This window comes from uncultured Brachybacterium sp. (assembly GCF_947500705.1).
In the GTDB taxonomy this organism is placed as follows: domain Bacteria; phylum Actinomycetota; class Actinomycetes; order Actinomycetales; family Dermabacteraceae; genus Brachybacterium.
In genome coordinates, this window is record NZ_CANMSY010000001.1 from 434,334 (window position 1) to 453,003 (window position 18,670).

Sequence of the window (18,670 nt, forward strand, 5' to 3'; positions counted from 1 at the left end):
CGGGCGAGCGGGCTGGCCGGGGAGCCGGTGACCGCCACCGTGCGGGCGCCGATGCCCTCGGCGATCTCGAGCGCGTCCCCGTCAGCGTTGCCTCCCGAGCATCAGGTCCACCGCGGCACGCATCATGGTGCGGCCGCCGCCGTGGGCGAGCACCAGGCGGCGATGGTCGGGTGCCGCGTCGGGCACCCCGGTGTGGACGACGATCACTTCCGGGTGCCGGGCGGCCAGTGCGGCGAGGCGCCGGCCTTCCTCGGGGTCGCTGCGCGGCAGCCGGGTGATCGCGAGCAGCTGGGCGGCGGTGCTCTGCGGAGGGAGCCGGCCGGGAGAGCCAGGCAGATCGAGCTGGTCGGGATAGTCGGGCTCCACAGCCTGCACCCCGCGCTCGCGGAGTGCTTCGACGAGCTGCTGAGTGCGGGCCCCGGAGGCGTGCTGGGCGCGCACGCGCAGGTCGAGCACCACCGCAGGATCCAGCGTGAGGGAGGCGTGCCGGGCCCGGACTGCGCGGGCTGCCGCTTCGGCGCCGAGCCGCTCGACCCGGCGCAGCGCGTCCTCGAGCTCTGGGGCGGGCACGAACCGGCGCCGGATGCGCAGGGAGTGCAGGCGGGAGCGGGTGCGCTCGGCCCGGGCACGCAGCGTCTCCCGCGGGAGCCGTCCGCTGTCGATCGCTCCGAGCAGGGCGTCGTGGGCCTCGCGGAGCATCTGCTCATCGTCGAGGCGCAGGGAGGTGCCCAGGCACAGCAGGTCCGCACCGGCCTCGATCGCCCGCACCACGGACTCGCCGTATCCGAGGTCCGCCGCGACGGCCGCCATGTCCAGCGCGTCGGTGATCACGAGGCCCTGGTAGGTGCCGCCCACGGCCCGGTCCAGCAGCGGGCGCGACCAGGGCGAGATCGAGGCGGGGCCGGCGCCATAGGCGGGGACCAGCACATGCGCGGTCATGATGCTGTCGAGCCAGGGCGCGATCCGCCACGGTGCGAGGTGCTCGCGCTCGAACTGGCGGGCATCGAGGTCGATCAGCCGCAGGGCGGTGTGGGAGTCGGTGGCGGAGGCGCCGTGGCCGGGGAAGTGCTTGGCGCAGGTGCCGAGCCCCGCCTCGATCAGTCCGGTCGCGAAGGCCTTGGCGTGGGCGGCGACCCGGTCGGGGTCATCACCGAAGGCGCGGGTGCCGATCACCGGGTTCGCCGGGTCGGTGGAGACATCGAGGACCGGGGCGAGATCGAGGTCCAGGTCGCAGGCGGCGAGCAGGTCCCCGAGCGCCTTGCCGACCTCGCGGGTCAGCTCGATGTCGTCCACCACCCCCAGCGCCCAGGCGGTGGGCAGGGAGGAGCCGGTGACCGCCTGGAGGCGGGTGACGTCCCCGCCCTCCTCATCGATCGCGACCGCGCACTCCTCGGAGCGTGCGTGCACCGCGCGGGCGAGGCGTCGGGCGGTGGCGGCGTCGGGGGTGTTGTGGCCGACGAGGATCACCGAGGCGAGGCCCGCGTCGAGCGCCTCCCCCATCCAGTCCGGCAGCTCGGTGCCGGTGAAGGGTGCCATCAGCACGCCGAGCGCGTCGGGGTCCCAGGCGTCGACATCCGCGGTGTCGGGATATGCAGCGTCGGGATCCGCAGCGTCGGGATCCCATGAGGGAGGTTCCATGCCTCAGCCTTTCACGGCGCCGGCCGTCATGCCCTGGGCGAGGCTGCGGCGGGGACCGTCATCAGCCCCGCCGGCATCGTCACCGCACACCTTCGGCACGCGGCCGTGCCGGCCTGATGTCCGCCGACGCCGCGTCCCGCGGTCCCGCCGAGACGACAGCACGTGCCGATCCGGACGCAGCCGGCGCCCCTGCTGACTACGATGTCTGCACGGCGAACATCCTGGTCGTGGACGATGACACCGATATCGTGGAGCTGGTCTCACTGAAGCTGCGCTCCTCGGGGCACTCGGTGACCGCCGTGGGCTCCGGCGAGGCCGCGCTCGACGCGCTCGCCGCGCGCAACGACTTCGATCTGGCGGTGGTGGACCACATGATGCCGGGCATGACCGGTGTGGACCTGGTCCGCGGCCTCCGTGCTGCGGGCTCCACCCTGCGGGTCCTGATGCTCACCGCACGGAGCCAGGAGCGGGACCTCGAGAACGGCTTCACCGCGGGGGTGGACGACTACATGACCAAGCCGTTCTCTCGCCGGGAGCTCGCCGTGCGGGTCACCTCCATGCTCGCGCGCCGATGATCGAGCTCGATCCCCGCCTGCTGCTCGCCGCGCTCGTCGCGCTCTGGTCCCTCATCCTCCTCACCATGAGCGCTCTGTTCCTGGTCCATGCGGTGCGAGCAAGCAGCAGGCGCCGTCGCGAGCAGCTGGACCTCCGGGCCCGGCCCCTGGTCATCCGCTTCGCACTCGCCGAGGACGAGAGGACCCCGCGCTCGGCGAGGACTCCGGTCAGCACCGCGGTGGACAGTCCGCGGGAGACCAGCCCGAGCAGCCCGTGCTCCGGTGAGACCAGCAGGCCCAGGAGCATCGAGCCGAGGGTGAACGCGATGCCCAGCGCCGCGCCGGGGTACCGATAGCGCGCCGCCAGCCACACCATCGGCACCGCCATGAGGTAACCCTGGAAGCCCGCCGTGTTCACCACGGACCAGCGGCACACGGCGAGGACCAGCAGGTCCAGCACGGGCAGCAGGACGAGCAGGCGCTCCGCCCAGACAGGACGCTCCACGCCGGCCCGGCTCAGCAGCATCCCGAGCACGAGGCCGAGCGTCAGGGCGTGCACCGCCGCCTGGCCCGTCCAGTACAGCCAGGGGATCCCGAGCACCTGGTCGTCGACCACCGCCACGCCCAGCACCATGCAGGCGGACAGGGCGAGCTGATGGGCCAGGGCGGCACGGGGGCCGACGGACTCGGAGATCGCGGAGCGGGCAGGGCGGAGAATGCCGAGCAGCAGCTCCACGGGGCGGCGTTGCATCACCAGTGCACTGTAAGCGCGCCGACCAGCTCCCCTGCTGCGCACCGCCTGAGCTCGCCGCCCGCCACCGTGGCGCACCGCCGGAGCTCGCCGCTGGTTGCGGCGTGGATCACTCGGCGACGGTGCCCTTCGCCGCCTCCTGCGCGGTGTACAGCGCCTCGAGGTCGATCGGCTCCTGGTCCGCGTCGAGGTCCTGGACCGGGAGCGGGCAGTCGCCGAGGTCGCGGATCTCGAGCCGCTCGCCGGCCTGGTTCATCGACTGGTGGGCGATGACGCCGGGAAGGGTGTAGCGGGCGGCCTGCCAGGCGTTGACCATCGGCTGCATGCCGTCGACCACGGCGCGGGCGAAGTCGTCGACCAGGAAGTGGTGGGCGCCCTCATGCCCGTTGGGCAGCCCCTGGAACTCCTTCGGCAGGCGCTCCTGGTGGTGGGCGGGAGCGGCACCCGCGACGAAGGCATCGCGCAGGGCCGGGGAGACGTCCGCCAGGCGCGGGTCGTCCAGGCTCATGGTCGCGCCGGTCGCGATCAGCTCGGTCACGTCCAGCACGCGGCGCTTGTCGTGCCAGTAGGTGACGTCGATGGTCTCCTCGAAGCTCGACTCCTCGCCGAAGAAGCGGAAACGGGACTCGCGCTTGTGGCTGGGGTAGCCCACCCGGCGCAGCTCGTTGGTGCGGAAGGCACCGCCGTTGTCCATCCCGAACAGGGCGAAGGCGTTGGAGACGTCATTGCCGAACATCGAGACGTCCTTGTCGAACACGCCGTCGCCGCGGGTGTCGGGGCGGCCCAGCGCCGAGACGGACACGGCATGACGCTCACCGATCACGCCGAGGATCCCGCCGATGGAGTGGGTGGGGTACAGCAGCGGCGGGTAGGACGCGGTGGCCTTCCAGTTCTCGCCGCCGGAGAACTTATAGGCGTCGTAGAAGCCGAGGTCCATGTCGTGGACGTAGTCCCCCTCGGCGTAGAACACCTCACCGAAGGCGCCGGTGCGGTGGATCCGGCGGGCCAACACCACGGCGGCGTTGTACTGGCTGGTCTCGCCCATCATGTAGACGAGCCCCGTGCGCTGGACCTCCTCGGTGATCTGGCGGATCTCGTCCTCTTCGATCGCCATCGGCACGGCGGAGTAGACGTGCTTCCCGGCGCGCAGAGCGGCCAGGGCGTGCTCGCCGTGGGTCCAGCGCTGGGTGAAGATCGCGACCGCGTCGACGTCGGAGGCGAGCAGGTCCTCGAGGGTGTCGAATCGCTTGGCGAACGCCACGCCTCGCGCTTCGAGGGCGTCGATCCGCTCGGGCACGGCATCGACGGCGTAGAGCGCATCGATCTCGGGATGGGCGGCGAAGAGCTCCGCGAAGTGCGAGCCGAACTGACCGATTCCGACGATGCCCAGCGTGAACGACATAGTTCCTCCTTGAAAGTAAGCGACGGGAGGAACGCTACGTCAGATCGCGGGAGTGCGGCAAGCCCTCAGCGCATGCCGTGCGAAGTCCATGCCGTGCGAAGTCAGAGCCGACGCCAGCGTCCCGAGCGCCAGACATCGCGCCACAGCGGCACCTCCTGGCCGCGCGCTGACATCCTGCGCCGCAGGTTCCGACGGGTGATCAGCATCCCGGTCACCCCGATCACGAGCATCGGCAGCTGCACCGCGAAGGCGAGGCGGAAGGCCTGGAGGTCGTAGTGCCCGTCGGGCCGCAGCAGGTCCAGCACCACGCCGATGAGCAGGATCGAGATCAGGCCGCCGATGAAGCCGCCCATGATCACCACGCCGGTGGCAGTGCCGAGCCGGTGCCGGGCCAGATCCGTGCGCGGGAAGTCGAAGCCGACGCTGCTGGCCGGCCCGCCGATGGAGAAGCCGGTGACCAGCAGGATCAGCAGCCAGATCGGTGCCGGACCGGGCCACAGCACCAGCGCGAGCAGCGGCACCACGATGCTCACCACGATCAGCAGCACCAGGGTCGAGCGGCGCAGCGGGTGACGCTGCGTGAGCGATCCGATCACGGGCCCGGCGATGATCGCGACCACCACCAGCACCGTCATCACCGCCGAGGCGGCGGGTCGGCTGAGCCCCTCCCCCGCGGTGAGATACGGGTAGCCCCACATCATGGAGAACGCGATGCCCGTGAAGCCGGCGGTGAAGTGCGTGAAGAACCCCAGCTGGGTGGAGGGGTGGCGGATGATCCGCACCAGCACCTGCGGGATCCTGCGCAGATCCTGCTTCACCCGGGGGCGGGGCACCCCCGCCGGGGTCGCGCGCACCACGAACAGCACCAGCAGTGCCGCCACCGCACTGAGGGAGGCGGCCGACGCGAAGGCGGTGCCCCAGCCGGCCAGGCTCAGCAATGCCACGAAGGGCACCGCCGAGGCGATCTGCCCGACCTGGCCCAGAATGCCTGTGAGCTGGGTGAGCAGCGGCACTCGGCCCGGTGGGAACCAGGCCGGGACCAGACGGATCGCGCTCGAGAAGGTCAGCGCGTCACCGGCGCCGAGGATGATGCGGGCGATCATCGCGGTGCCCACGGTCTCGGTCTGTGCCATCAGCAGCTGCCCGCCGCCCATCAGGAGGGCACCGGCGACCAGGGTGACGCGGGAGCCGTAGCGGTCCAACAGCACCCCGGCAGGGATCTGGCAGAGCGCGTAGACGGCGAGCTGGAGGACGACGAAGGTGGAGACGATCGTCGCGGAGGCGCCGAAGCGCTCGGTGGCCTCGAGCCCGGCGACACCCATGGTGGTGCGCTGCAGCACCGCGATCGAGTAGGCCGTCACGGCAGCGACCCACACCAGGTACGCGCGGGGCCCTCCGAGAACGGGGGCAGGCGCGGTGGGCGTGCTCATGAAGGGTCCTTCACAGTGGTCGGGGTGGGCGTCGGGACAGTCGGACCGGGCGCCTCGGGCGCCCTTCCCGCAGCGGCTGGGTCCCGACCGTCTCCGAGGCTATCCGGGTCAGGCGTCGAAGCGGTAGTGATGGTCGCCTCGTGCCATCGGCGGCGCTCAGGATCTCCACCGGCGATGCTCTCGGTCCAGGGGCCGGCGCTCCACAGGCCGGACCGTGGATCGTGGCCGTCCTGACGCGGGTTATCCTCCGTGCCATGCACATCGCGATGATCAGCTGGTGGACCGCCTGAGGGCGGTCCCCTTTCGCATGCGCTGACACAGAAGCCGCCCGTTGCCGGGCGGCTTCTTTCTGCAAGGGAGCAGCCCGCGACGGGCCCGTACATCGGAGAACCCTCATGACCAGCACCGCCCCGTCCACGGCATCGTCGGACCTTTCCTCCGCGAGTGTTCCCGCCCCGTCGGCGACCGCACCTCGGACCCTCGCCGAGGCCACGACCCTCACCCACTCCCCCGAGTTCACCGGGAACACCGGCGGCCGCTTCGGCGAGTTCGGCGGCGCGGTCCTGCCGCCGCCGCTGGTCGGTCCGATGGCGGAGGTCGCCGCGGCCTATGAGGAAGCGCGCCATGATCCGGAGTTCTACGCCGAGTACTCGCGCCTGCTGCGCGACGTCGTGGGCCGCCCCTCCCCGATCTCGAGCGCGGATCGTCTCTCCGATGCCCTCGGCGGCGCCCGCCTCCACCTCAAGCGCGAGGACCTGAACCACACCGGCGCGCACAAGATCAATCACACCATCGGCGAGGCGCTGCTGGCGAAGCGGATGGGCAAGCGCACCCTGATCGCCGAGACCGGCGCCGGCCAGCACGGGGTCGCGCTCGCGACCGCCGCAGCCCTGGTGGGGCTCGAATGCGAGATCCATATGGGCGCGGTGGACGTCGCCAAGCAGCGACCGAATGTGGTGCGGATGCGCCTGCTGGGTGCGAAGGTGGTCTCCGTCGAGGTCGGCCAGCGGACCCTCAAGGAGGCCGTGGACTCCGCCTTCGCCGTCTACGCGGCGGACCCCGAGCGATACCTCTTCGCGATCGGCTCGGTCGTGGGGCCTGCGCCCTTCCCCGATATGGTGCGCGATTTCCAGTCCGTGGTGGGGCGCGAGGCGCGGGCCCAGTTCCTCGCCGCCCACGGGCGGTTGCCGGAGGCGGTGATCGCCTCGGTGGGCGGCGGCTCGAATGCGATGGGCGCCTTCACCGGCTTCCTCGAGGATCGGGAGGTGCGCCTGATCGGGGTCGAGCCCGGCGGCCAGGGCGACGAGCCCGGCCAGCATGCGGCGACCATGACCTTCGGAACTCCCGGGATGCTGCACGGCATGGACACCCTGGTGCTGCAGGGCGCCGACGGGGAGGCCGCAGAGGTCCAGTCGATCGCCTCCGGTCTGGACTACCCGGGCGTGGGCCCGCAGCACGTGCACTTCCACCGGCTGGGTCGGGTCGAGTACGTCAGGGAGGGTGACGATGCGGTGCTGGAGGCGTTCCAGCAGCTCAGCCGCACCGAGGGCATCATCCCGGCGCTCGAATCCGCCCATGCGCTGGCCCACGCGATCCGCATCGCCCCCTCGCTGCCCGCCGACTCGCACCTGCTGGTGAACCTCTCCGGCCGGGGTGACAAGGACATCGACTTCGTGGCGGAGCGGATCGGGATGCGCGGGGAGGCCGACGAGGTCGTGCGCTGAGCGCTCACCGCCTGGTGCGGGGAGTGCCGGGCGCGGGAAGTGCCGCGCGCGGGGTGCGATGCCGCACCTCGCGCCGGCGTCGAGCCCGCGCCGGTGCTGAGCGGGTGGGCGTCCTGCTCAGCGCTCGCGCCAGGCGCCGGCGATCTCGATGAGCAGATCGTTCGCCGCCTGCTCGGCGATGGTGGCGCGCACCCCGTCGGTGCCGTAGGCCCTCAGCACGAGACCGCGCGCGTCGGCGAACTCGGCGAAGGCCGCCGAGTCCTCCCCGAGCGGGAAGTACACGAAGTTGCCCTGGCTGACGGGCAGCACCCAGCCCTGGGCGGCGAGCGCGGCGAGCACCCGGGAGCGCTCGGAGCGGATCCATTCCGCGCGCCGTGCGAGCTCCTCCTGTGCCTCGGGATGGAGGCTCGCGAGCGCCGCCGCCTGCGCAGGGACGCTCGCACCGAACGGCACGGTGACCTGGCCCAGCGCCCGGGCCAGGCGCGGATGGGCGACGGCGTAGCCGATCCGCAGACCGGCCAGGCCCTGCAGCTTGGAGAAGGTGCGCAGCAGCACCACGTTGCCGTGGCGACGGAAGATCCCGGCGGTGCCGAGCACCGTGGCGGGGTCGTGGAACTCGCGGTAGGCCTCGTCGATCGCGACCACGACATGGTCCGGGACCCGGGCCAGGAACTCCTCGACCTGCTCGGTCGAGAGCGACGGACCGGTGGGGTTGTTCGGGGTGCACAGGAGCACCAGGCGGGTGCGGTCGGTGATCGCCGCGCCCATCGCCTCGAGGTCGTGCTCCCCGGCCACGGTGACCGGGACCGGGACGGAGACCCCGCCGTGGGAGCCGACGAGGATCGGATAGGCCTCGAAGGAGCGCCAGGCGTAGACGACCTCGTCTCCCTCCCCCACCACGGCCCGCACCAGGTCGCCGGAGACGGCGACCGATCCGGTGGACAGGGAGATCTGGGAGGGATCGACGCCGTGCTTCACCCCGAGCTTCTCCCGCAGCGCGATCGCTGCCGCATCCGGGTACCGGTGCGCCCCGGCGAGGGAGGCGACCACGGCCTCGCGCACGGCATCGACCGGCGGGAAGGGTGATTCGTTCGAGGAGACCTTGAAGCGCATGAGGCCGTCGTCGGCCCCGGGTTTGCCGGGGACGTAGGCGGGCAGGTTCTCGAGCGTCGGGCGCAGGCGGACGTTCTCCAGGGGCTGGTCGGACATACCGCCAGGGTATGCCTGATGAGCCACACAGGGGCGCGCTGTCCGGGCCGTATCAGGGGGATAACCCTGATGCGCCGCCCAGGCTCGGAGCGGACAATGGACCCATGAGATTCCTCGGCCACATCATCGTCACCGGTCTCGCGCTGTGGGTCACCGCGCTGATCCTGCCCGGCATGCATCTGGGCGACGACAGCGCGACCGTCCTCACCCAGGTTCTCACCATCGGGGCGATCGCGCTGATCCTGGCGCTGATCAACACGATCATCCGCCCCATCCTGTCCTTCCTCACCTTCCCCATCACCTGCCTGACACTCGGCCTGTTCCAGCTGGTCATCAACACGCTGATGCTGCTGCTGGCGAGCTGGGTCTCGGGCCTGGTGGGCCTGACCCTGCAGTTCGACTCCTTCTGGTGGGCGCTCGGAGCGGGCGTGATCATCGGGATCCTCTCCGCGATCGTCGAAGGGGTCACCGGGATCCGCAACGAGCGCGGTGACCTCAGCCGTTCGGCCGGCGAGTGAGGATCCCGCTGGCCCGACCCTGACGCGAAGCACCTGAGCAGTCCGCCCGGCGGCGCGACCGTCGGTCGAGCTGTCGCATCTGGGAGAATGCTCCCCATGGCTCACTCCTTCGCGGACATCACCCCGCAGATCGCCCTGACCCCGCTCGACGGCCGCTACCGCGCACAGGTCGCGCCGCTGGTCGATCACCTCTCCGAGGCGGCGCTGAACCGCTCCCGCCTGGTGGTGGAGACCGAGTGGATGATCCACCTGCTCGATCAGCAGGTGATCCCGGGCCTGCGCACCCTCACCGACGACGAGCGGGCCCTGCTGCGCGCCATCCCGGAGGACTTCGGTGCCGAGGGCATCGCCGAGCACGCCGAGATCGAGCGGGAGACGGTCCACGACGTCAAGGCGGTCGAGTACTACATCAAGCGCCGTCTGGCCGGCACCTCGCTCGAGCCGCTCGCCGAGGTGGTGCACATCTACTGCACCAGCGAGGACGTCAACAACCTCTCCTACGCCCTGATGGTCCAGGGTGCGGTGCAGCAGGTGTGGTTGCCGGCGCTGCGCGAGGTGATCGCGGATCTCACCGCGCTCGCCCATGACGCCGCCGAGGTGCCGATGCTCTCGCGCACCCACGGCCAGCCCGCGACCCCCACCACCCTCGGCAAGGAGATCGCGGTCTTCGCCTACCGGCTGGGACGCCAGGAGCGCCGAATCAGCACCGACGAGGTCCTCGGCAAGATCAACGGCGCGACCGGCACCTACGCCGCGCACGCCGTCTCCGTGCCCTCGGCGGACTGGGAGCAGGTCTCCCGCAGCTTCGTGGAGCACCTGGGGCTGACCTGGAACCCGCTGACCACCCAGATCGAGTCCCACGACTGGCAGGCCGAGATCTACGCCGACGTGGCGCGCGCCGGGCGGATCCTGCACAACCTCGCCACCGACGTGTGGACCTACATCTCGATGGGCTACTTCCGTCAGCGGCTCTCGGCCCAGGGCGGCACCGGCTCCTCGACCATGCCCCACAAGGTGAACCCGATCCGCTTCGAGAACGCCGAGGCGAACCTCGAGATCTCCGGCGCGCTGCTCGACTCGCTCTCGCAGACGCTGGTCACCACCCGCCTGCAGCGTGACCTCACCGACTCCACCACCCAGCGCAACATCGGGCCGGCGCTCGGCCACTCGCTGCTGGCGATCGCGAACCTGCGCAAGGGCCTCGCGGGCCTGGACGTCGATGCGGACGCGATGGCCGCAGACCTCGACGGGAACTGGGAGGTGCTCGGCGAGGCGGTGCAGTCCGTGATGCGCACCCTGGGCGTGCAGGGCGTGCCGGGACTGGACAACCCCTATGAGCGGCTGAAGGACCTCACCCGTGGCCACCGCGTGGACGGGGCGGGCATGCGCGAGTTCATCGAGTCGCTCGGCCTGCCCGCCGCGGAGCAGGAGCGACTGCTGGCGCTCAGCCCGCACACCTACGTCGGCTACGCCGCGCAGCTCGTCGAACACCTGGACGACACGCAGGCCTGAAGGGCCACTGTCAGCCCGACCGCTGCACAGAAGGGCCACCGCCAGGCCGACCGTGACGAAGAAGGGCCACCGCCAGGCCGACCGTTGCGTTGAGGGCGTTCTGAGCTCGCAGAGCGCCAAGGACGCAACGGTCGATGGGGTCAGGCCGAGGCGGCGCCCGGCGGCACCGACGTCGGCCCATCACGGCAACGCCTCAGCGAGGACGGACCGAGAGGGAGTCCACGCTCGCCTCCGCCGGCAGGCGCAGGGCGAGGCCCACGGTCGCGGCGACCGTGGCCGGATCCATGTAGTCCTCGGCGCGGAACTCGCCGCCCTCGAAGGCGCGCAGCTGGCGCTGCATGTCGGTGGCGACCCGACCGGGATGGATAGAGCTGACGCGCACCCCGTGCTCGCGCTCCTCGGCGCGCAGCGAGTCGCTCAGCGCCCGCAGCGCGAACTTCGAGGCGCTGTAGGCGCCGCCGCCGGCTCCGGCGGTGAAGCCCGAGCCGGAGTTGATCGTGACCACGGTGCCGCGGGCGGTGCGCAGCGCGGGCAGCAGCAGGCGGGTCAGCTCGGCGACCGCGACCACGTTGACCGCGAAGGACTGCGTCCACTCCTCGGCGCTGAGCTGTTCGATGCTGCCGCTGACCAGGATCCCCGCCGAGTGCACCACGCCGGCAAGGCCCTCCGGCAGCTCGAGCGCCGCCACTGCCCGCTGCAGCGCGGGGGCGTCGGTGAGCTCGGCGGCGAAAGGCTGAGCTGAGGGGTACTGCGCGGCGAGCTGCTCGAGCGCGGCCAGGTCGCGTCCGCCGAGGAGCAGGTGGTGGTCGGCGGCGAGCTCGTCGGCGACGGCGCGGCCGATGCCGCGGGTCGCTCCGGTGATCAGAACAGCTGGCGAGGTCATGCCACGAGTCTGACACGCACCACGCACCACGCACCACGCACCACGCGTACCGCGGCTCCGCGGCCTGCTGTCCTGCAGTGCGAGCGCTCTGCGGCGCGATCGCCCCGCGGTGCGAGTGCCCGCAGTGAGACCATGATCGGGTGGAATCCATGATCCCGTCCCGGGCCTGGCTGCGCGCTGAGGTGCTGATCGTGCTCGCGCTGTCGCTGGGCCGCAGCGCTGTGTACTCGCTGCTCGCACTCGCCCAGGCCCTGGCCGCCGGGCCGCTGTCCGGGCAGACCACCGCCTTGAACAGCTCGCTGCGGGAGAACGCCTGGCTGGATCTGCTGTACCAGCTGCTCTCGATCACCTTCACCCTCGCCCCGGTCGCGCTGGTGGTGCTGCTGCTGACGCTCACCGCCGGCTCGCTGCGGCAGGCGCTCCATGATCTGGGGATGGACCTCGGTCGCCCGCTGAGGGATCTGCTGCACGGCGTGCTGCTCACTGCGGTGATCGGCGTGCCCGGCCTCGCGATCTACTACCTGGGTCGACTGCTGGGGGCGACGGTCGAGGTGATCCCCGCGGCGCTGGACACCCACTGGTGGACGCTGCCGGTGCTGGTCCTGCACGCGGTGAAGAACGCGGTGCTGGAGGAGGTGATCATGGTCGGCTATCTGTTCCAGCGGCTCGAGAAGCTCGGCTGGTCCGCGCGGAGGATCATCATCGTCTCCGCCGTGCTGCGCGGGGCGTATCACACCTATCAAGGCGTGGGCCCAGGGCTCGCAAACCTGGCGATGGGACTGGTGTTCGGCGAATGGTACCGCCGCACCCGCCGCACGATGCCGCTGGTCATCGTGCACACCCTGCTGGATGTGTTCGCCTTCGTGGGCTACGCCCTGCTGCGGGACGTCATCTCCACCTGAGTGCCGCCGGACTGCAGCACTGGCCTGCGGCGCTGGGCGGCCGCGCCCCGAGACGGGCCTCAGCGACCATCCGTGTCAGAGGACGTACGCCTCGCCCTCGCCGTCGGAGACGATCGGCAGCCCGGATTCGAACCACATATCCATCCCGCCGGCGACGTTGATCGCCTCGAAGCCGTTGGCGTTCAGCCACTGGGCGACCTGGAAGCTGCGGCCGCCGCTGCGGCACACGATGTACAGCGGGTCATCGGTCTCCGGCAGCTCGTCGAGGTGCTCCATCAGCGTGCTGGCCGGGAGATGCTGAGCGGTCGCGGCATGGCCCGCGTCCCATTCGTTCTGCTCACGCACATCGATGAGATGCACGCCCTCGGGGACCGCATTCGGGGCGACGTTCTCGAAGTTCATGAAGCCAGCCTAGCGGCCGTCGGGAGCCCGGTGCGAGCCGGCCGGCAACCGGTGCGAGCCGGCGGGCGACCGGCCCGGGAAGGGGCGGTCACCCGTCGGCGGTCTGTCGGGCGTCGCCATGGGAGACCGCTCCGACGGCCCGGCTCAGGCGGCGCGCGTCGCGTACCGCGTCACCAGCGGTGAGCCCACCAGCACCGCAGCGATCACCAGGGCGTAGGCACCGAGCACGCTGGCCAGATATTGCACAGCCATCATCGGATCGCTCGGGGCGCCCCCGAGGAAGGTGGTCAGCACCAGCAGCGCAGTGCCGGTCGCGATGAGGGAGCTCAGCGCCACCGGCACCGCGATCTCGGCGAGGCGGGCCCGGTGCAGCTGACCCACCTCGGCGCCGGCGATGTGCTGGGAGCGCAGGCGCGGGGCCTGGTCGATCACCCGGGCGGTCTGGGAGACCCCGGTGCTGACGGCCGCGAGCACTGCGGCGATCCCCAGGGTGAGCAGGCCGCCGGTGGTCATGGCGGTGAACATCATCGCCTCCTCGGGATTGGTCGCTTCGCCGAGGGTGGCCATCATCGTCAGGAAGCCGGCGATGACCAGTGCGAAGGTGATGCCGGAGACGGCTCTCCAGCCGGCCCGCGGGTCGCCGGCGAGGCGTCGCGCCCCGACCAGCAAGGAGGGCATGGGCGCGGTCTTCGCCAGTGCCAGCGCGGTGATCCACACGATGAACGGGCCCACCACGTTGATCCCCGCGACGATCGCGGCGATGAACAGGACCATGATCGCGATCATGACCCCGGTGCCCGCTGAGCCCAGCAGCATCCCGCCGACGTTCATGAAGGCCACGAACCCCACGATCAGCACTGCCCAGAGCACCACGCGCAGCACCGACAGGCGCACCACCCGCGAGTCGCGGGCCACGCCCAGCGGGCTGAGCACGACCCCGGCGAGGGACACGGCCGCAGAGCCGGCGGCGATCAGCACCAGCGCGACCACCAGGACGGGATAGGCCCACACCGGCAGCAGCAGATCGCCGACGGTGAACGGCGCGATCCCGAAGTCGAGCCGGGTCAACGCCGGGGTGACCGCCGCATGGGCGCAGAGACCGACGACAGCGCCGAGCAGCGACTGGGCGGCGACGTCGAGCACCGCGACCGAGCCGACCTGGCCGCTGGTCCCGCCGACCAGGCGCATGGCGGCGAGGTCCTGCTCCCGGCGGGCGAGGGACAGCCGCGCGGCAGAGCCGCCGAGGCCGACGGCGCTGGGCACCAGCAGCACGGAGGCGATCAGCGCGCAGATCGCGAGGAACGGCATGACCGATGCCTCGCCGGTCATCGCCACGTCGTCCGGAGGGATCCGGCCGACGAAGGCGGCGGCACCGCCGAGCACCGTCGCGGTGATCGCGGTGGCGGCGGCGAAGGCGATCACGGGCAGAATGTCGGCGAGGGCGCCGCGTCGGCGCAGCAGCAGCGGGGCGGAGGCGAGCAGCGCGCTCATCGGGTCGCCCCGTCGGTCCGGTGGGATCCGGTGGTCCCGGCCGTCGCCGCGGGCCGCACGAACTCCTGGGCGATGCGGCCGTCCTGCATGGTGACGGTGCGGCGGCAGGCGGCGGCGACCTGCGCGTCGTGCGTGACCATCACCAGGGCCGCACCGTTGTCGCGGCAGGAGTCCGCCAGGATCTGCAGCACGGACTGGCCGGTGGCCTGGTCCAGCGCGCCGGTGGGCTCGTCGGCGAAGACCACCGAGGGCCGGCCGGCGAGCGCCCTGGCGATCGCGACCCGTTGGGCCTGCCCGCCCGAGAGCTGGGTGGGGCGGCGGTCATGCATGCCTGACAGTCCCAGGCGGTCCAGCCAGGAGGCGGCCTCGGCGGTCGCGGCGCGGCGGGAGGTGCCGCCGAGCATGCGCGGCAGGATCACGTTCTCGAGCGCGGTGAGCTCGGGCAGCAGCTGGCCGTCCTGGAAGACGAAGCCGAAGTCGCTGCGGCGCAGACGGGTGCGGCGGCGGTCCCCGAGGGACGCGAGGTCCGTGCCTTCATGCAGGACGGTCCCGGAGGTGGGGGTGAGGATGCCGGCGAGGATGTGCAGCAGGGTCGTCTTGCCGCAGCCGGACGGGCCCATCACCGCGAGCGAGTCGGCGCGGGCGATGTCGAGATCCACGCCGTCCAGCGCCCGGGTGGTGGTGCCTCCGGTGCCATAGCTCTGGAGCAGGCCACGGGCGGAGAGCACCGGCGAGGGACGCATGATCCCGGTCTGCGCGACCTGGTGCGCGCCGTGCGTCTGCGGGACGGACGACGGTACGGGCTGCGGGACCGGGAGCGGGGCGGACTGCGGTGAGAAAGGAGCCGTGTCTGCGGACGGGCTGGTGTTCATACCCCAAGATTCCCGCGCGCACCGCTCTCGCCGCATCCGCCCCGGGTGCTGTTCCGCCGGTCACGGATCAGACCCTGGTCTGACCCGCAGGGAATACCAGTGTCACGGCGCGGGGCCGCGCCAAGTCAGCCAGGGCAGGCCGGGTCGGGCCGCGCCCGCCGCATCACGCGGCACACCGAACGAGAACACCGATACCTGCCGCAATCGAAAGATATCGGTGTTCTCGAGGGGCTGCCGCTGGTGTGTCTCGACATCAGCTGCCGCCGGCGGGCTCAGCGGGCTCGGCGTGCCCCGACAGGCTCGGCTCAGCCGAAGCGGCCGGAGATGTAGTCCTCGGTCTGCTTGTTCGTGGGGTTGGTGAAGATCGTGTCGGTCTCGTCGATCTCGATGAGATGCCCGGGCTTACCGGTGCCGGCGATGTTGAAGAAGCCGGTGCGGTCGGAGACGCGGGAGGCCTGCTGCATGTTGTGGGTCACGATCACGATCGTGTACTCCTGCTTCAGCTCATGGATCAGGTCCTCGATCGCGAGGGTCGAGATCGGGTCCAGGGCCGAGCAGGGCTCGTCCATCAGCACCACCTCGGGCTGCACCGCGATGGTGCGAGCGATGCACAGTCGCTGCTGCTGACCGCCGGAGAGGCCCATGCCGGGCTTGTCGAGGCGGTCCTTGACCTCGTTCCAGAGGTTCGCGCCCTTGAGCGCCCGCTCGGCGAGCTCATCAGCGGCCGTGCGGGAGATCCGGCGGTTGTTGAGCTTCACCCCGGCCAGCACGTTGTCGCGGATCGACATGGTCGGGAAGGGGTTCGCCTTCTGGAACACCATGCCCACGCGGCGGCGCACGTTGACCGGGTCGACCCTGGAGTCGTAGATGTCCTCGCCGTTGATCTCGACCTTGCCCTCGGCATAGGCACCCGGGATCACCTCGTGCATCCGGTTCAGGGTGCGCAGGAAGGTGGACTTGCCACAGCCTGACGGGCCGATCAGGGCAGTCACCGAACGGGGCCGGATCTGGACGTTGACGCCCTCCACAGCGAGGAAGTCGCTGTAGTAGATGTTGAGGTCCTCGACGTTGATGGGCTGAGGGGCTGCCATCAGATGTCCTTTCGCGTAGGGCGAGAGCTCAGCGACTGAGCTTCGGGGAGAAGTAGTGGCTGATCATTCGGGCGGCGATGTTGAGCACCATCACGATGACGATCAGGGTGAAGGCTGCGGCCCAGGCCCGATCGATGTTCGTGGAGATCGAGCAGGCGTAGATCTCCTGGTTGACCGGGTTGGTCACCGTCTCGCTCATGCAGTTCGCGTTGCCGTTGCGGTACTGCTGGTTGATGAAGGTGGGCAGGGTCGCCATGCGTCCGTCGAACATGTCCCAGTTGACCGAGGTGACCATGCCGACGGTGAGCAGCAGCGGGGCGGTCTCGCCGATCACGCGCGCGATCGCGAGGGTGACGCCGGTGGTCAGGCCCGCGATCGCGGTGCGCAGCACGACCTTGACGATGGTGAGCCACTTCGGCACGCCGAGGGCGTAGGCGGCCTCGCGCAGGTCCATCGGGACCAGGCGCAGCATCTCCTCGCTGTTGCGCACCACGGTGGGGATCATCAGCAGGGACAGTGCGACCGCACCCATGATGCCCATCCGCACGCTCTGGTCGGGCATGAAGGCGATGAACACCGCCAGACCGAACAGGCCTGCGACGATCGAGGGGATGCCGGTCATGACGTCGACCAGGAAGGTGACGCCCTTGCCGAGGGTCCGCTTCCATCCCTGGTCTGCGTACTCGACCAGGAAGATCGCGGTGAACAGGCCGACGGGGATCGAGATGATCGAGGCCCACAGGGTGATCAGCAGGGTGCCGACGGTGGCGTGGAAGACGCCGCCCGCGTCGGCGCCGCCGATGATTCCGGACATGTCGCTCGTCCAGAAGGAGAGGACGTCGGGCTTGGCCGCGAGGACCCGGGTCATGCCCCTGCTGATGACCGACCAGAGCAGCGAGAGCAGAGGGAACATCGAGACCGCGAAGGCGCCGATGACCAGCAGCGTCACCAGGCGGTCCATGGCCCAGCGCGGACCTTCGCGCACCAGCGAGTAGGTCCAGCCGAACAGCAGGTGGAGGACGAAGCCGAGCAGGATCGCGCTGGCGACGGAGAGGGCACCGGCGATGGAGAGCGCGGCGACCGCCACCAGCAGTCCGGCGAGTCCGGTGAAGATCAGGTGGTACCAGGGCAGCCGGCGTTCGTCGGTCGACCTGACCGAGAGGGGGGTCTGCACGGAAGTGGAGGAGCTCATGGTGACCTCTCAGCTCTTGGGGCCGCTGCGGGCGACGATCCACCGGGCGAGCGCGTTGATGATGAACGTCAGCACGAACAGCACCAGGCCGGTGAAGATGAGCAGGGACATGTCCACCCCGGAGGCCTCCGCCTGCTTGGACGCGATGTTGGCGGCGATCGAGTTGTGGCGACCCACCTCCAGGATGTGGAGCGAGAAGGTCGCGCCCGGGGCCAGGATCATGAGCACGGCCATGGTCTCGCCGAGCGCACGGCCGAGCCCGAGCATCGAGGCGGCGACGACACCGCTGCGCCCGAAGGGGAGGACGACGGTCTTGATGGTCTCCCAGCGGGTCGCGCCGAGGGCGAGCGCTGCCTCTTCCTGCAGGCGCGGGGTCTGCAGGAACACCTCGCGGGAGACGGCGGTGATGATCGGCAGGACCATCACCGCGAGCACGATCGAGGCGGAGGCGAGGTTTCGCATCGGTGCGGTGGGATCGCCGCCGAACAGCGGGATCCACCCGAAGTAGGTGTTGAGGAAGACGTACAGGGGCTCCATCCTGGGAACCAGCCAGAGCCCGCCCCAGAGTCCGTAGACGACCGAGGGCACCGCTGCCAGCAGGTCGATCATGTAGCCGAGCCCGGCTGCCATGCGCCGCGGCGCGAAGTGGGAGATGAACAGGGCGATGCCGATGGAGATCGGGATCGCGATGATCAGGGCGATCGCCGAGGCGAGCACGGTGCCGAAGATCAGCGGCAGCGCGGTCTGGATGAGGGAGAACTCCGCGGTGCCCGCGAACTCCTGGCTCGCAATGATCGCCGGCATCGACTCACTGGTGAGGAAGATCGCCACTGCGGCGAGGGTGAGGAAGATGAGGACGCCCGAGCCGACGCTCAGGTAGGAGAAGACCGAGTCGCCGATGCGCCGGCCACTGGTCTTCATGGACGCAGGTGGCGCGGTCGATGGTTCCGATTCGACATCAGTGCTGCTCATAGGGGCCTTCCTCAGAGCTCACGGGCGGTGGGGCAATGCGGGTGGTGCTGTGGTGCTGTGGTGCTGTGGGCACACAGTGCCGAGTCGCGGATGTGCCGCCGGGCCACGAGGTTCCCGGCGGCACATC

The 18,670-nt window shown here is 70.7% G+C and carries 17 protein-coding genes; 5 read left to right on the top strand and 12 right to left on the bottom strand.

What is annotated here, in order from left to right; genetic code table 11:
- Positions 1-81: 81 nt before the first annotated feature.
- Positions 82-1,638, bottom strand: coding sequence for a glycoside hydrolase family 3 N-terminal domain-containing protein (locus tag Q0937_RS02040; protein ID WP_299299212.1), 1,557 nt, complete (start codon positions 1,636-1,638; stop codon positions 82-84).
- Between the two features lie 116 nt (positions 1,639-1,754).
- Between Q0937_RS02040 and Q0937_RS02045 the strand changes: the two genes are divergently transcribed.
- A complete protein-coding gene (locus Q0937_RS02045; protein ID WP_299299214.1) occupies positions 1,755-2,213 on the top strand; it encodes a response regulator transcription factor in 459 nt (152 codons plus the stop codon).
- Here Q0937_RS02045 and Q0937_RS02050 read toward each other — a convergent pair.
- The 3 genes from Q0937_RS02050 to Q0937_RS02060 all read right to left on the bottom strand — a co-directional run bounded on the left by Q0937_RS02050 (position 2,188) and on the right by Q0937_RS02060 (position 5,775).
- Complete coding sequence (locus Q0937_RS02050; RefSeq protein ID WP_299299216.1) at positions 2,188-2,946, bottom strand: hypothetical protein; 759 nt, start codon at positions 2,944-2,946, stop codon at positions 2,188-2,190. The two genes, Q0937_RS02045 and Q0937_RS02050, sit on opposite strands and share 26 nt — an antisense overlap.
- A gap of 106 nt (positions 2,947-3,052) precedes the next feature.
- On the bottom strand, positions 3,053-4,345 hold the full coding sequence (locus Q0937_RS02055) for a Gfo/Idh/MocA family protein (protein ID WP_299299217.1): 1,293 nt from the start codon (positions 4,343-4,345) through the stop codon (positions 3,053-3,055).
- A gap of 101 nt (positions 4,346-4,446) precedes the next feature.
- Positions 4,447-5,775 carry a nitrate/nitrite transporter gene (locus Q0937_RS02060; RefSeq protein ID WP_299299219.1) on the bottom strand — a complete coding sequence of 443 codons (1,329 nt, stop codon included), beginning with the start codon at positions 5,773-5,775 and terminating at the stop codon, positions 4,447-4,449.
- 395 nt (positions 5,776-6,170) lie between these two features.
- Here Q0937_RS02060 and trpB point away from each other — a divergent pair, with 395 nt between their 5' ends.
- A complete protein-coding gene (gene trpB, locus Q0937_RS02065; RefSeq protein WP_299299221.1) occupies positions 6,171-7,499 on the top strand; it encodes a tryptophan synthase subunit beta in 1,329 nt (442 codons plus the stop codon).
- A gap of 117 nt (positions 7,500-7,616) precedes the next feature.
- Here trpB and Q0937_RS02070 read toward each other — a convergent pair whose 3' ends face one another.
- Positions 7,617-8,708: a histidinol-phosphate transaminase gene (locus Q0937_RS02070; RefSeq protein WP_299299223.1), complete on the bottom strand. Its 1,092-nt coding sequence runs from the start codon at positions 8,706-8,708 to the stop codon at positions 7,617-7,619.
- Between the two features lie 104 nt (positions 8,709-8,812).
- On the opposite strand from Q0937_RS02070, the gene Q0937_RS02075 reads away from it, so the two are divergent.
- Together Q0937_RS02075 and purB are read left to right on the top strand one after the other, a co-directional pair.
- Positions 8,813-9,226, top strand: a complete 414-nt coding sequence (locus Q0937_RS02075) for a phage holin family protein (protein WP_299299225.1) — start codon at positions 8,813-8,815, stop codon at positions 9,224-9,226.
- Positions 9,227-9,322: 96 nt separating this feature from the next.
- Positions 9,323-10,738: an adenylosuccinate lyase gene (gene purB, locus Q0937_RS02080; protein WP_299299227.1), complete on the top strand. Its 1,416-nt coding sequence runs from the start codon at positions 9,323-9,325 to the stop codon at positions 10,736-10,738.
- A 193-nt stretch (positions 10,739-10,931) separates the two neighbouring features.
- Here the strand turns inward: purB and Q0937_RS02085 are convergent, their stop codons facing one another.
- Positions 10,932-11,621, bottom strand: a complete 690-nt coding sequence (locus tag Q0937_RS02085) for an SDR family oxidoreductase (protein ID WP_299299229.1) — start codon at positions 11,619-11,621, stop codon at positions 10,932-10,934.
- A 149-nt stretch (positions 11,622-11,770) separates the two neighbouring features.
- Between Q0937_RS02085 and Q0937_RS02090 the strand changes: the two genes are divergently transcribed.
- Positions 11,771-12,523 carry a CPBP family intramembrane glutamic endopeptidase gene (locus tag Q0937_RS02090; protein ID WP_299299634.1) on the top strand — a complete coding sequence of 251 codons (753 nt, stop codon included), beginning with the start codon at positions 11,771-11,773 and terminating at the stop codon, positions 12,521-12,523.
- A 75-nt stretch (positions 12,524-12,598) separates the two neighbouring features.
- On the opposite strand, the gene Q0937_RS02095 is transcribed toward Q0937_RS02090, so the two are convergent.
- The 6 genes from Q0937_RS02095 to pstC all read right to left on the bottom strand — a co-directional run bounded on the left by Q0937_RS02095 (position 12,599) and on the right by pstC (position 18,543).
- Positions 12,599-12,925 (bottom strand): rhodanese-like domain-containing protein, encoded by a 327-nt coding sequence (locus Q0937_RS02095; RefSeq protein ID WP_299299231.1) that lies wholly within the window; start codon positions 12,923-12,925, stop codon positions 12,599-12,601.
- A gap of 144 nt (positions 12,926-13,069) precedes the next feature.
- A complete protein-coding gene (locus Q0937_RS02100) occupies positions 13,070-14,416 on the bottom strand; it encodes an FtsX-like permease family protein (RefSeq protein ID WP_299299233.1) in 1,347 nt (448 codons plus the stop codon).
- Entirely contained in the window at positions 14,413-15,159 is a 747-nt protein-coding gene (locus Q0937_RS02105; protein WP_299299636.1) for an ABC transporter ATP-binding protein, read from the bottom strand. The genes Q0937_RS02100 and Q0937_RS02105 overlap by 4 nt, the downstream gene beginning before the upstream one ends.
- Positions 15,160-15,593: 434 nt before the next feature.
- Positions 15,594-16,379 carry a phosphate ABC transporter ATP-binding protein PstB gene (pstB, locus tag Q0937_RS02110; protein ID WP_299299235.1) on the bottom strand — a complete coding sequence of 262 codons (786 nt, stop codon included), beginning with the start codon at positions 16,377-16,379 and terminating at the stop codon, positions 15,594-15,596.
- 28 nt (positions 16,380-16,407) lie between these two features.
- Positions 16,408-17,571, bottom strand: coding sequence for a phosphate ABC transporter permease PstA (gene pstA, locus Q0937_RS02115; protein ID WP_299299237.1), 1,164 nt, complete (start codon positions 17,569-17,571; stop codon positions 16,408-16,410).
- A 9-nt stretch (positions 17,572-17,580) separates the two neighbouring features.
- Complete coding sequence (gene pstC, locus Q0937_RS02120) at positions 17,581-18,543, bottom strand: phosphate ABC transporter permease subunit PstC (RefSeq protein ID WP_299299239.1); 963 nt, start codon at positions 18,541-18,543, stop codon at positions 17,581-17,583.
- Positions 18,544-18,670: the final 127 nt, after the last annotated feature.

Coding starts and splice junctions, on each gene's coding strand:
- Q0937_RS02040 (WP_299299212.1), bottom strand. CDS start 1,638: ATGGAACCTCCCTCATGGGATCCCGACGCTGCGGATCCCGACGCTGCA.
- Q0937_RS02045 (WP_299299214.1), top strand. CDS start 1,755: ATGTCCGCCGACGCCGCGTCCCGCGGTCCCGCCGAGACGACAGCACGT.
- Q0937_RS02055 (WP_299299217.1), bottom strand. CDS start 4,345: ATGTCGTTCACGCTGGGCATCGTCGGAATCGGTCAGTTCGGCTCGCAC.
- Q0937_RS02060 (WP_299299219.1), bottom strand. CDS start 5,775: ATGAGCACGCCCACCGCGCCTGCCCCCGTTCTCGGAGGGCCCCGCGCG.
- trpB (WP_299299221.1), top strand. CDS start 6,171: ATGACCAGCACCGCCCCGTCCACGGCATCGTCGGACCTTTCCTCCGCG.
- Q0937_RS02070 (WP_299299223.1), bottom strand. CDS start 8,708: ATGTCCGACCAGCCCCTGGAGAACGTCCGCCTGCGCCCGACGCTCGAG.
- Q0937_RS02075 (WP_299299225.1), top strand. CDS start 8,813: ATGAGATTCCTCGGCCACATCATCGTCACCGGTCTCGCGCTGTGGGTC.
- purB (WP_299299227.1), top strand. CDS start 9,323: ATGGCTCACTCCTTCGCGGACATCACCCCGCAGATCGCCCTGACCCCG.
- Q0937_RS02085 (WP_299299229.1), bottom strand. CDS start 11,621: ATGACCTCGCCAGCTGTTCTGATCACCGGAGCGACCCGCGGCATCGGC.
- Q0937_RS02090 (WP_299299634.1), top strand. CDS start 11,771: ATGATCCCGTCCCGGGCCTGGCTGCGCGCTGAGGTGCTGATCGTGCTC.
- Q0937_RS02095 (WP_299299231.1), bottom strand. CDS start 12,925: ATGAACTTCGAGAACGTCGCCCCGAATGCGGTCCCCGAGGGCGTGCAT.
- Q0937_RS02100 (WP_299299233.1), bottom strand. CDS start 14,416: ATGAGCGCGCTGCTCGCCTCCGCCCCGCTGCTGCTGCGCCGACGCGGC.
- Q0937_RS02105 (WP_299299636.1), bottom strand. CDS start 15,159: ATGCGTCCCTCGCCGGTGCTCTCCGCCCGTGGCCTGCTCCAGAGCTAT.
- pstB (WP_299299235.1), bottom strand. CDS start 16,379: ATGGCAGCCCCTCAGCCCATCAACGTCGAGGACCTCAACATCTACTAC.
- pstA (WP_299299237.1), bottom strand. CDS start 17,571: ATGAGCTCCTCCACTTCCGTGCAGACCCCCCTCTCGGTCAGGTCGACC.
- pstC (WP_299299239.1), bottom strand. CDS start 18,543: ATGAGCAGCACTGATGTCGAATCGGAACCATCGACCGCGCCACCTGCG.